Origin of the sequence: uncultured Polaribacter sp., from assembly GCF_947495205.1 — a bacterium.
In the GTDB taxonomy this organism is placed as follows: domain Bacteria; phylum Bacteroidota; class Bacteroidia; order Flavobacteriales; family Flavobacteriaceae; genus Polaribacter.
Genome location: NZ_CANLXV010000014.1, coordinates 54,465 through 66,988 on the forward strand (window position 1 = coordinate 54,465; position 12,524 = coordinate 66,988).

Annotated in this window: 13 protein-coding genes and 1 tRNA gene; 10 read left to right on the forward strand and 4 right to left on the reverse strand. The window is 30.7% G+C overall.

Features of this window, described 5'->3' with window-relative positions:
* Window positions 1-65: 65 nt before the first annotated feature.
* Entirely contained in the window at window positions 66-1,136 is a 1,071-nt protein-coding gene (mutY, locus tag Q0762_RS12640; protein ID WP_298767271.1) for an A/G-specific adenine glycosylase, read from the reverse strand.
* A gap of 141 nt (window positions 1,137-1,277) precedes the next feature.
* Here mutY and Q0762_RS12645 point away from each other — a divergent pair, with 141 nt between their 5' ends.
* Together Q0762_RS12645 and Q0762_RS12650 are read left to right on the forward strand one after the other, a co-directional pair.
* A complete protein-coding gene (locus Q0762_RS12645) occupies window positions 1,278-1,568 on the forward strand; it encodes an HU family DNA-binding protein (protein ID WP_187482354.1) in 291 nt (96 codons plus the stop codon).
* A gap of 319 nt (window positions 1,569-1,887) precedes the next feature.
* Complete coding sequence (locus Q0762_RS12650; RefSeq protein ID WP_298767273.1) at window positions 1,888-3,417, forward strand: Rne/Rng family ribonuclease; 1,530 nt, start codon at window positions 1,888-1,890, stop codon at window positions 3,415-3,417.
* A gap of 89 nt (window positions 3,418-3,506) precedes the next feature.
* Here the strand turns inward: Q0762_RS12650 and Q0762_RS12655 are convergent, their stop codons facing one another.
* Window positions 3,507-4,649: a DNA polymerase III subunit delta' gene (locus Q0762_RS12655; protein WP_298767274.1), complete on the reverse strand. Its 1,143-nt coding sequence runs from the start codon at window positions 4,647-4,649 to the stop codon at window positions 3,507-3,509.
* 73 nt (window positions 4,650-4,722) lie between these two features.
* Between Q0762_RS12655 and Q0762_RS12660 the strand changes: the two genes are divergently transcribed.
* From Q0762_RS12660 to Q0762_RS12670, 3 genes are all read left to right on the forward strand, one after another.
* Window positions 4,723-5,487, forward strand: a complete 765-nt coding sequence (locus Q0762_RS12660) for a tryptophan-rich sensory protein (protein ID WP_298767275.1) — start codon at window positions 4,723-4,725, stop codon at window positions 5,485-5,487.
* Window positions 5,488-5,602: 115 nt separating this feature from the next.
* A complete protein-coding gene (locus Q0762_RS12665; RefSeq protein WP_298767276.1) occupies window positions 5,603-6,790 on the forward strand; it encodes a phosphoglycerate kinase in 1,188 nt (395 codons plus the stop codon).
* Window positions 6,791-7,038: 248 nt separating this feature from the next.
* Window positions 7,039-8,079 (forward strand): aldo/keto reductase, encoded by a 1,041-nt coding sequence (locus tag Q0762_RS12670; RefSeq protein WP_298767277.1) that lies wholly within the window; start codon window positions 7,039-7,041, stop codon window positions 8,077-8,079.
* 261 nt (window positions 8,080-8,340) lie between these two features.
* On the opposite strand, the gene Q0762_RS12675 is transcribed toward Q0762_RS12670, so the two are convergent.
* Window positions 8,341-8,652 carry a DUF6370 family protein gene (locus Q0762_RS12675; RefSeq protein ID WP_298767278.1) on the reverse strand — a complete coding sequence of 104 codons (312 nt, stop codon included), beginning with the start codon at window positions 8,650-8,652 and terminating at the stop codon, window positions 8,341-8,343.
* A gap of 83 nt (window positions 8,653-8,735) precedes the next feature.
* Window positions 8,736-10,421, reverse strand: a complete 1,686-nt coding sequence (locus Q0762_RS12680) for a glutamine--tRNA ligase/YqeY domain fusion protein (RefSeq protein ID WP_298767279.1) — start codon at window positions 10,419-10,421, stop codon at window positions 8,736-8,738.
* Between the two features lie 108 nt (window positions 10,422-10,529).
* Between Q0762_RS12680 and Q0762_RS12685 the strand changes: the two genes are divergently transcribed.
* From Q0762_RS12685 to Q0762_RS12705, 5 genes are all read left to right on the forward strand, one after another.
* Window positions 10,530-10,745: a zinc ribbon domain-containing protein gene (locus Q0762_RS12685; RefSeq protein WP_298767280.1), complete on the forward strand. Its 216-nt coding sequence runs from the start codon at window positions 10,530-10,532 to the stop codon at window positions 10,743-10,745.
* Window positions 10,746-10,994: 249 nt separating this feature from the next.
* A complete protein-coding gene (locus Q0762_RS12690) occupies window positions 10,995-11,390 on the forward strand; it encodes a VOC family protein (protein ID WP_298767281.1) in 396 nt (131 codons plus the stop codon).
* 20 nt (window positions 11,391-11,410) lie between these two features.
* Window positions 11,411-11,821 (forward strand): DUF2452 domain-containing protein, encoded by a 411-nt coding sequence (locus tag Q0762_RS12695; RefSeq protein ID WP_298767282.1) that lies wholly within the window; start codon window positions 11,411-11,413, stop codon window positions 11,819-11,821.
* A 35-nt stretch (window positions 11,822-11,856) separates the two neighbouring features.
* The gene (gene folB, locus Q0762_RS12700) at window positions 11,857-12,213 is read left to right on the forward strand and encodes a dihydroneopterin aldolase (RefSeq protein WP_298767283.1); all 357 of its coding nucleotides are present in this window, start codon (window positions 11,857-11,859) and stop codon (window positions 12,211-12,213) included.
* 186 nt (window positions 12,214-12,399) lie between these two features.
* Window positions 12,400-12,470 (forward strand) — tRNA-Cys (locus Q0762_RS12705).
* The last annotated feature ends 54 nt before the right edge of the window (window positions 12,471-12,524 follow it).

Below are 12,524 nucleotides of genomic sequence, written 5' to 3' on the forward strand. Positions count from 1 at the left end.
GATTGCAATAGAAGTCTAATTTTATTTTTTAATTTTAAGGAGAAATAATTTAAACCAACTCTATCTTATATCAAAAGTACTAAAAATATCAAATACTTTTTAAGTTGAAATTGCTTCAAAAAATTTGCAATTAAAACAGGTACAGGAAAATCTTCTATAGCACGCCAAGAAACCTTGGCCTCTTTGTGTGTTTTTGTTTCTACAATCCAAAATTGTGTGTATAAATGTTGATGCGAAAGTTTGTGAACAATTTCCTTTTGGTTGAATAAACTAAGCGTAGTTTCTGTTGTAAGTAAGGTTTTAAATTCTTCAGTAGCTATTAAATTTTCTTTATTTAGGGTTTTTTTACTTTCAATTAGCGGAAATTGATACAAACCTTGCCAAATACCTTTGCCTTTTCTTTCAGATAGAATGGTTTTATCATCATTTGTTTTTATCACCAGAAAATTAAAAAAACGTTTTCTAACTTTAATCTTTTTTTCTTTAACAGGTAAATGTATTACTAAATTTTTTTGGAGAGCTACACAACTATCCGCTAGCGGACAAAACATGCATAAAGGTTTTTTGGGTTTACATTGTATGGCACCAAACTCCATAATTGCCTGGTTATAGTTTGCTGGTGTTTTTGGGTCTATTAAAGTAGCTGCTAATGTTTTAAATTCTTTTATACCCTTTGTAGAATTTATGGCTGTGTCTATACCAAAATAGCGCGATAAAACACGATATACATTGCCATCTACAACAGCTTTAGCTTCATTAAAAGCAAAAGAGGCAATGGCTGCTGCTGTATAATCTCCAATTCCTTTTAGTTTTATAATTTCAGAAAATGTAGCTGGAAACTCGCCATTTAATTCGTTAGCAATATATTTTGCTGTAAAATGTAGGTTTCTTGCGCGTGAATAATAGCCTAGACCTTGCCACATTTTTAAAACCGTACTTTCATCTGCTTTTGCTAGGTCAAAAATTGTAGGAAAAGTGGTTGTAAATTTTAAATAATAAGACAAACCTTGAGCAACTCTTGTTTGTTGCAGCATGATTTCACTTAACCAAATAAAATAGGGATTCTTGGTTTTACGCCAAGGTAAATCTCTTTTATTTTGTAAATACCACGTTATTAGTTTGTTAGAAAAATTCATTTGTTAAAAATAGAAATGCAATATTACATTTAAAAATTCAGATAATTTTAATGTTTAATATTTTTGGAATTGATTAATTATCATATATTTGCATCCGCATTTTTGAAAGTAAATTAATAAAAATATAGTAAAAATAGAAACATGACGAAAGCAGATATCGTATCGAAAATTTCAGATAAATCAGGAATTGAAAAAACAGATGTTTTGGCAACTGTAGAAGCATTTATGACTGAAGTTAAAGGTGCATTAGAGAGTGGGGATAACGTATATTTAAGAGGTTTTGGTAGTTTTATTATAAAAACAAGAGCAGAAAAAACCGGTAGAAATATTTCTAAGAATACTACTATTAAGATTCCAGCTCATAACATACCGGCTTTTAAACCAGCAAAAACATTTACAGAAGGTGTAAAAAGTAAAGTAGCTGTAAAGTAAAATATTATTAATCTAAGCTGTAAAGGCTTAAAAAAACATCAAGCATTATGCCAAGTGGTAAAAAAAGAAAGAGAGCTAAGATCTCTACACACAAAAGAAAGAAAAGAGCTAGAGCAAATAGACACAAGAAAAAGTAAGCATTCGCTTACTTTTTCGTTTATTGTTTAGCAAAAAGAAAAAGTAATAAAAAAAAAGTTCATTGACATAAGAAAATTTGCAAGCAGTGTAAGGCTGTAAATTTTCTATCGGTATTTAAAAATACCTGAATTTCAATTAATCCATCTGCACAATGAAGTGCAGTGTTAAAACCATTTTCAGTATGAAAACAGAATTAATTATTCGTTCCAATTCATCTGATATTGATTTTGCCTTATTAAGAGATGGAAAACTTATTGAATTAAATAATGAAACAACGGGTAACAAGTTTTCTGTTGGCGATATATTTTTGGCCAAAATAGGAAAAGTGTTAACCGGTTTAAATGCAGCCTTTGTGAATGTAGGTTACCCAAAAGACGGGTTTTTACATTACCATGATTTAGGTGCGCAGGTAAACTCATTAAATACGTTCATTAAGAAAGTAAGCACAGGTAAGTATAAAGAATTCACGTTAAAAAACTTTCAAAAGGAAGTTGATATTAACAAAGACGGTAGCATTAAAGATGTACTAAAAACAGGGCAAAACTTGTTGGTACAAATTGTAAAAGAACCAATTTCTACAAAAGGACCTAGATTAAGTTCTGAGTTGTCTATAGCAGGTAGATTTTTAGTTTTAGTACCTTTTTCTAACAGAGTTTCTGTTTCTCAAAAAATAGAAGATCCAAAAGAAAAAGAACGCTTAAAAAGATTAGCAAAAAGCATAAAACCAAAAGGTTTTGGCGTTATTCTAAGAACTGTTGCCGAAGGTAAAAAGGTAGCAGAATTAGACAAAGATTTGCAAAACTCTCTAGAACGTTGGGTGACTATGTGTAAACGCATAGCAAATACAAATACACCAACAAAAATTTTAGGAGAATTAAACAGAGCATCCTCTATTTTAAGAGATGTTATGAACGATTCTTTTACAAATATTGTTACAAATGATGAAACTTTAAAAGTAGAGATTCAAGAGTATCTACAAGAAATTTATCCTGAAAAGGAAAAAATAGTAAAGCTTCATAAGTCTGAAATACCAATTTTTGAAAAATATGGTATAGAAAGACAAATTAAAACTTCTTTTGGTAAAACAGTTTCTATGAGCAGAGGTGCCTATTTAGTTATAGAGCATACAGAGGCTTTACATGTAATAGATGTAAATAGTGGAAACCGTTCTAACAAAGCAGGTTCTCAAGAAGACACTGCACTAGAAGTAAATTTAATTTCTGCAACAGAAATAGCACGCCAATTGCAATTGCGCGATATGGGTGGTATTATAGTAGTAGATTTTATAGACATGCATAAAGCTGAAAATAGAAACAAACTATACCAGCATTTAAAAGAACAAATGGCTTTGGACAGAACAAAGCATAAAATATTACCTCCAAGTAAATTTGGTTTAGTTCAAATTACAAGACAAAGGGTAAGGCCAGAGTTAAGTATAAAAACTATGGAAACCAACCCAAATAAAAATGGAGAAGTAGAAGCGCCAATTGTCTTATTAGACAAAATAGAGGCAGATTTAGAAAAATTTATTTCTAATCCTAAAAATAAAAAGATACAATTACACTTGCATCCTTTTATTGCTGCATATTTATTAAAAGGCGTAAATTCTATTCGTTTTAAATGGTATTTAAAACACAAAAAGTGGATTACTATTATACCTCGTGACGCTTACACATACTTACATTATAGATTTAAATCTGTTAAAGAATAAATTTATCTTGAAAAGGCAATAATTTTTTATCAAAAAAAACCCAAAACTTTAAAAGTTTTGGGTTTTTTGTTTTTAATAACTGTCACAAACTAAACAGTGTGCTCTTTTTTATGCAGAAAACGTGTTAGTTTCATAGAAAGATCTAATAAAATAATTTTAGAATTTCCGTTTCTTTCTATATGATATATGGCTGTATTCAACTCTTTTTCTATGTCTAAAATATTCTCAGAATGTACAAAAGGTGCAAATTTAGATAAATTGAAACCTGTGGAAGATTCCATAAAAACCAAATCTGGTGCTTTATAATTTAGCAATAAGGCTTGTCTAAAAAACTGTATGCAGTAGTTTAAAAAACGTTTTTGAGTTTCTCTACCCGTTTTTGCAATAGTTTCTGACCAGGCAATTAATTGTTGCACAACAGCAGCGTTGCCTTTGGCTTTAAAAGCGGTTCTAATCCAAGTAATAAACCATTCTTCAAAAATTACATCAGAACCATCATTTTGCAATAAATGCAAAGCTTTATTTAAATTTCCGGCTGCTTGATGTGCAATTTTAGTGGCTTCATTATTAGCAATTTGGTGGTTTTTAATTAAAGTTTCAGAAATATCTTGTTCACTTAAAACAGGAAAATGCAATGCTTGGCAACGCGATTTTATGGTATTTATAATCTGTTCTTCATTTTCTGTAATTAATATAAATACAGTTTTTTCTGGTGGTTCTTCAATAAGTTTTAGTAGTTTATTTGCAGCAGCAATATTCATTTTTTCTGCCATCCAAATAATCATCACTTTAAAACCGCCTTCAAAACTTTTTAATTTTAGTTTTTTAACCACTTCTTCGGCTTCATCTACACCAATTAAACCTTGCTTATTTTCTACGCCAATATGGTGTAGCCAATTAAACAAACTGCCATAAGGTTGTGTTGCTATAAATGCTCTCCATTCATTTAAAAACAAACTACTTACAGGATGTTTTTTTACATTATCATTAGAAGTTACAGGAAATGCAAAATGTAAATCTGGATGCTGCAGTTTGTTGCATTTTAAGTTGCAAACTTCTGCATTATCAGAAAAATTACACAGTAAAAATTGTGCGTATGCAATTGCCATAGGTAACGTACCACTACCTTCTTTGCCTACAAAAAGTTGTGCGTGTGGTATTCTGCCATTTTCCGCAGAAATGCGCAAATGTTTTTTAATGTGTTCTTGCCCTATGATTTGATTAAAAAGCATAAGCAAATATAATGGTTTCTAAAATTGTTAGGTAGAATTTTGTACATTTAAAACCATCTAAATTTAGGATTTAATGAAAAAAATATTACAAATTTTAAACGGAATTGCCTTTCTAGCCGTAGTTTTTATAAATTATTTGTCAAATACGGGTATTCTGAATAATACTACAATTGGCAAAATTTCTAAAAATTATAACACACTTTTTACACCAGCAGGTTATGCGTTTTCTATTTGGGCTTTAATATATTTATTGCTGTTTGGTTTTGTTACTTACCAAGGTAAAAGTTTTTTTATAAAGGTGAAAGAAGATGTTTTTGTAGAAAAAATAGGATATTGGTTTGTAATTTCTTGTGTTGCAAACAGTGCATGGGTCTTTTGTTGGATTTATGAATTTACAGGGCTTTCTTGTATTTGTATTTTTCTATTGCTGTTTTCGCTTTTAAAAATTGTAATTCGTAATGACATGCAATTTTTTAAAAGTTCTTTTACTACAAAACTATTTGTGCATTGGTCATTTGTAATTTATGCGGGTTGGGTTACTGTGGCAAGTATTGCAAATTTAGCAGCATATTTGGTTAAAATAGATTGGGCAGGTTTTGGTATTTCTCCGCAGATTTGGACTTTTCTTATGATTGTAATTGCTACTTTAATAAATGTTTATATGGTAGTAAAGAGAAACATGTTTGCGTTTGCATTTGTAGGTGTTTGGGCATTAATTGCAATTGGAGTAGCCAATACAAACCACAACAATTCTTTGCTTTTTACGCCGTATTTAGCGGCAGTTTTATTAGGCATTTTTACAGTTTTTAGATGGAATCAGAGCCGTAAAAAGATTTGAATGACCTAAAGTTAGATATTATAAAATTACGCAAACGATATATTAATTTTTAAGTTATCTGCTTTAAAAAGAGTAAATAAAAAGGTATTTTTGTTAAAAATAGAACAGACTACAAATGAAAACAATAAAAGATTTTAATTTCGAGAATAAAAAAGCCATAATTCGTGTAGATTTTAATGTGCCTTTAAATGAAAATTTTGAAGTTACCGATAAAACAAGAATTCAGGCGGCAAAATCTACCATAATCGATATTTTAGAACAAGGAGGTAGTTGTGTTTTAATGTCTCATTTAGGTCGCCCAAAAGGGTTTCAAGATGCATTTTCTTTGCAACATATTGTAAAATCTGTGGTAGATGTAATTGGTTGCAAAGTTAAGTTTGTAGAAGATTGTATTGGTAGTAAAGTTGAAGAAGCAGTTGCTAATTTAGAAGCTGGTGAAATCTTATTATTAGAAAACCTGCGTTTTTACGAAGAAGAGAAAAAAGGAGATGTAGCTTTTGCAGAAAAATTATCTAAATTAGGAGATATTTATGTAAACGATGCTTTTGGTACAGCACATAGAGCGCATGCTTCTACAACAATAATTGCGCAGTTTTTTCAAGAAAATAAATGTTTTGGTAACTTATTGGCAAGAGAAATTTTAAGTATAGACAAAGTTTTAAACAATTCTGAAAAGCCAGTTTTGGCTATTTTAGGTGGTGCAAAAGTATCTTCTAAAATTACAGTAATAGAAAATATTTTAGACAAAGTAGACCATTTAATTATTGGTGGTGGTATGAGTTTTACGTTTATAAAAGCACAAGGTGGTAAAATAGGAAACTCTATCTGCGAAGACGATAAACAAGAATTGGCATTAGATATTTTAAAGCAAGCAAAAGCAAAAGGAGTACAAGTTCATATTCCTGTAGATGTAGTTGCTGCAGACGATTTTTCTAATGATGCAAACACACAAACTTGCGATATTAACGCAATACCAGATGGTTGGGAAGGTGTAGATGCTGGACCAAAATCTAGAGAAATTTTTGATACTGTGGTAAACCAATGTAAAACCATTTTATGGAACGGTCCTTTAGGTGTTTTTGAAATGGAATCTTTTGCTGCAGGTACAATTGCATTAGGACATTCTATAGACAAAGCAACCAAAAACGGAGCATTTTCTTTAGTTGGTGGTGGAGATTCTGTTGCTGCTGTTAAACAATTTGGTTTTGCAGAAAAAGTAAGTTACGTTTCTACTGGTGGTGGTGCTATGTTAGAAATGTTAGAAGGAAAAACATTACCTGGTATTGAGGCAATAGAAAAATAATTGAATTGCCAATTAGTTGAATTGTGTAATTGTTTAGAATTTTATAAAACAACAATCAATAAATTTTTAAAAAACGTGTAATTTAATAATTACACGTTTTTTTATTTGTAGCAACTTTCATAATACAAAAGTGAAAGTTGTATTAAATCTCCATTCTAATTCTTCAATTAGATTTAAAGTTTTTAATTTAGCAGTAAGTTTTATTGCAATTACACAAATAAACAAGTAAACGTTTACACAACATAAAAATGAAATACACAACACTACCAAATACCAATATAAAAGTTAGTAAAATTTGTTTAGGAACCATGACTTGGGGAAACCAAAACACCCAAGAAGAAGCTTTTGAACAAATGGATTATGCTTTAGAAAAAGGTGTAAACTTTTTTGATGTAGCAGAATTGTATCCTGTTCCAGCAACTCCAGAAACCTATGCAGATACAGAACGTATTATTGGTAATTGGTTTGCAAAAACAGGCAACAGAGAAAAAGTAGTTTTAGCAACCAAAATTGCGGGCGGAGGAGACTACACTGCACACATAAGAAAAGGCGGCTTAACTAAAGAAAACATTTTAGAAGCCATAGAAGGCAGTTTAAAACGTTTGCAAACAGATTATGTAGATTTATACCAACTGCATTGGCCAAATAGAGGCGTAAACGTTTTTGGAACCAGAGATTTTATTACAGATAATGCCAAAAATGAGGCAGAAGATTTTGCTGGAATCATAGAAACTTTAAACGATTTAATAAAACAAGGTAAAATTAAAAGTTATGGTTTGTCTAACGAAACACCTTGGGGAATGATGAAATACATGGAAACTGCTAGAAACTTAAATTTAGCACAACCTGTAACCATACAAAATGCCTATTCTTTAATTTTAAGAAAGTTTGAAACAGGTTCTTCAGAAGTTTGTTTACGAGAAAATATTGGTTTGTTAGCTTATTCGCCATTAGCACAAGGTGTTTTAACAGGTAAGTATTTAGATGGTGGCAGTCCAGAAGGTTCCAGAGGTAATCTTTTTCCAAGATTTATTGCACGTTATATGGGTGCAAATCCAGAAAATGCAGTAAAACAGTATAACGAAATTGCTAAGAAAAACGGACTAACCTTAACAGAATTGTCGTTGGCATTTATCAATCAATTGCCATTTGTAACCAGTAATATTATTGGAGCTACAAAAATGAGTCAGTTAAAAGAAAACATCAACTCTATAGATATTAATTTGTCTGATGAAATAATTAAAGAAATAAACGCAGTTCATAACACAAACCCTAATCCTGCGCCATAGTTAAGTGGTCTTTTTTTTGCAATGGATTAATAGTTATAAAAAAGAGGTTGTGTGAAAATAAAATTATATGTCATTTTAGGCTGAGCCCTAAAATATATATTCGATTATAAGTACATAAAAGTTTTACACTATAGCCGAAATGACAAATTTTAGAATAGCTTTACTCATACACTTTTTGGTTTAGTACCAATCCATAACAAAAAAAAATCCAAAGTAATTTTACTTTGGATTTTTTTTTGCATTCAATATAAAATAATTCGCTTATTCTTCAATTAATTTTATAGTGTTGGCCATAAAACGACTATTTTTAATTTCACCTTTTATACTTCCTTTTCTAATAACATTGCAAAAACCAGTATGTGCATCATGTGCATCACCAAAATCATCAATGTTAAAACCATCAACAAAATAAGCTTTGTCAAAAACTTTAACAGCTAAACTACAACCATCTTCAGAATTTAAACCAAACTGGCATTGCCCACAAGAAATATCTGCAACTTGTTCAATTGCTACTTTTTTCTTTCCACAAGAGAAAGCAACAATACATAAAGAAAGCAAAAATATTTTTTTCATCAAAATAAGTTTTTATTAGTTTTTGGCTAAACGTAAACTGACATTTCGTAATTTTCTAAAAACTAAAAACTAAAAACCAACAACTATTTCTTCGCCCAAGAATCACGTAATCCAACAGTTTTATTAAAAACTAACTTATCTGCACTAGAATCATCATCAACATTAAAATAACCCATTCTTTGAAACTGAAAACGCTCACCAACTTTGGCAGTTTGCAAACTTGGTTCTAAATAAGCATCAATAATCTCTAAAGAATTAGGATTCACAAACTCCATATAATCTTTATCTTTATGCGCATCTGGAGCTTCATCTAAAAACAATCTATCATAAGCTCTAACTTCTGCTTTTATAGCGTGTTTTACAGAAACCCAATGCAAAGTACCTTTAACTTTACGCATGCTTTCTGGCGTTCCACTTCCAGATTTTGTTAACGGATCATAAGTACACTGTATTTCTGTAATATTTCCATCAGCATCTTTAGTACAACTATTTGCTGTAATAAAGTAAGCGTTTTTTAAACGTACTTCTTTTCCTAATTTCAAACGGAAAAACTTTTTATTCGCTTCCTCTCTAAAATCTTCTCTTTCAATATAAATTTCTCTAGAAAAAGGCACTTTTCTGCTGCCAAAACCTTCTTCATAATCATTATAATTGGCATCTAGCATTTCCTCTTCACCTTCAGGATAATTGGTAATAACCACCTTTACAGGATCTAAAACTGCCATAACTCTAGGCGCAGTTTTATTTAAATCTTCTCTAATTTTGAATTCTAAAAGGGCTACATCAATCACATTTTCTCGTTTAGAAACCCCAACAGTTTCTACAAAACTTCTAATAGAAGCAGGTGTATAACCACGTCTTCGCAAACCAGAAATGGTTGGCATTCTAGGATCGTCCCAACCAGCAACTATATTTTCTTCTACCAATTTTAACAACTTACGTTTGCTCATTATGGTATAACTCAAATTCAACCTAGAAAACTCACGTTGTTTTGGCGGATTTGGTAAAGTGTTTTTACTGTATTCATATACATGATCTCTAAACCAATTGTATAATTTACGGTGAGGTTTAAACTCTAAAGAACACAAAGAATGCGATATTTGCTCAATATAATCACTCTCACCATGCGTCCAATCATACATTGGGTAAATGCACCAATCTGTGCCAGTTCTATGGTGTGCTTTGTACATAATTCTGTACATTAAAGGATCACGCATTAACATATTATCATCTGCCATATCAATTTTGGCGCGCAAAGTATGTTCACCTTCCTTAAATTTTCCGTCTTTCATTCCTTGAAACAATTCCAAGTTTTCTTCCACAGATCTATTTCTAAAAGGACTGTTAGTACCCACTTGCGTTGGTGTTCCTTTTTGCTCGCGCATTGCTTCAGAAGATTGAGAATCTACATAAGCCTTACCATCTTTTATCAATAAAACAGCCCAATCATACAATTGCTTAAAATAATCTGAAGAATAGCATTCTTCTGCCCAATTATAACCCAACCAAGCAATATCTTTCTTAATAGCATCTACATATTCTTGCTCTTCTTTTGCAGGATTTGTATCATCAAAGCGCAAATTTACGGGTGCATTGTATTTTTGCCCCAAACCAAAACTTATACCTATGGCTTTTGTGTGGCCAATATGCAAATAACCATTTGGTTCTGGCGGAAAACGAAAACGCAAATCCTCATTTGGCATTCCATTAGCCAAATCTTCCTCTATAATATGCTCTATAAAATTGAGCGATTTAGTTTCTTCAGACATAAATTATCTCTAATAATTAAGCAACAAAATTACGTAAAACTTTGCTTATACCGTAAGTTGTGTAACAAAATTGTAAGTAATGCATCTAATAGGTAAATACTTTAAATTATGAGCGAACAAATTAGAAATTATACCTGCCCAAAATGCAACAGCAAAACTTATAAATTAGGCCAAATGCGCGCCACAGGTGGTACATTATCAAAAATTTTTGACATTCAAAATCAGAAATTCACCAGTGTAACCTGCAACAGATGCACCTATACAGAATTTTACAAAACAAAAACAAGTGCAATTAGCAACGTTTTCGATTTTTTTACCAGTTAATATTTTGGGCGTTACCTTTCAGGTCGCGCTTTCCGTTTTATCTTTTTTTAAAAAACAACCTTTATTTTTAAAGTAAATAAGAGCAATATTGCAACTATTTTAAAGTAAATAAACCCCACTGCTTTAAAAAAAGGATGCCACTGCAATCGCTAACGCAGGCGTATTTGCTAGTTAAAGTTTTCAGAAAAGCCAATTCTGTATTTATTAATTGTTGTAATTTTGTTTATTTAAAAGTTATATAGATTAAACATGTTTTCATTAGAAATAAATCATATTGCACTTTCTGTTAAAGACGTAGACAAATCTGTAGCATTTTATAAAAAAGTATTGTGTTTAAAAGAAATAGAAAACACGGCTTCAAACTCTAAAACCAGATGGTTGGCATTAGCAGAAAACAAACAACTGCATTTAATTCCAAGACCAAATTTAGAGGTTAAAACCAATAAAGCAATACATTTTGCCTTATCAACAAATAATTTTAAGCAAGTTTTAAATCATTTAAATACATTAGAAATTCCATTTTCAGATTGGAAAAACACACCAAACAAAAATTATATTAGAAAAGATGGTGTTCAACAAATATATTTTCAAGATTTAGACCAATATTGGGTAGAAGTAAACAATACACCAACTTTAAGTAAATAGCGTATTTTAATTGTAAAATAATGAGTAAAACAGAAGAAAAAAAACCAGATTTAGTAGTTTTTAATGAAGAAACCCAACAATATGATGCCGCTTTAAAACCTTATGGCACTTCTGCAAGTTCGCCTGTTATAAAACCATTAAATACAGCAAGTTGGAAAAATGATGGAATTCAGCGTGTAAACAAACAACTAAAATCTAAATTTGATGAGGTTAAAGCAGAATACGAAGCTTTAATGCAAAAATTTGAATACAACGATTTAATTTACAATGCAAAATTTAGTTTCGAGCCTATTTTTGGCGAAAACTACCACTTGTATAACAACAGAAATAACGAACCTTTTTTATCAATTATTTCTCCAGAACAATGTAGTTTTGAGTATTTAGGATCTTTTAGATTAAATACAGACAAAATGTGGGAGAAAATAGATTAATTTCAAACAAACCCTTAAAGAGTAAAACAATACAAATGGGAATTATACAAGTAAATAATATAAAACTCTTTGCAAACCATGGTTGTTTAGACGAAGAAGCAAAAATTGGTAGCGAGTATAGGGTAGATGTAGCTATAAAAGCCGATTTAAAAAAATCTGCAAAAACAGATAATTTAGCAGATACTGTAGATTATGTGCATCTAAACCATATTGTAAAAGAAGAAATGGCCATACGTGCAGAGTTGTTAGAAACAGTAGCACAACGAATTTTAGATCGTTTTTTTAAAGAGTTAAAAATGATTAGAAAAGCAACCGTTTCTGTGGCCAAAATAAATCCGCCAATTGGTGGTAATGTAACAGAAGTTGTAATTATTCTTACAAAAAAGAGATAATTTTATAAAAAAAGCCAAGTTAAAAGGCTTGGTTGCAAATAAAAGCGAGTTTAAAAGATCTCGTAAATAACTTACTTATGTTATTTTTTGGTGTAAAAAACAGAAAATATTCATCTTAAAAAATCAAAACATAAAAAACCTTGTAGATTTTAGAATTTTCATTAAATTTGCAATCCAATTACAAAAGGTGTCTTGGCCGAGTGGCTAGGCAATGGTTTGCAAAACCATGTACAGCGGTTCGAATCCGCTAGACACCTCTAAAAACCTTAATTCTTTAAACAGAATTAAGGTTTTTTTTTGATTGACAATTT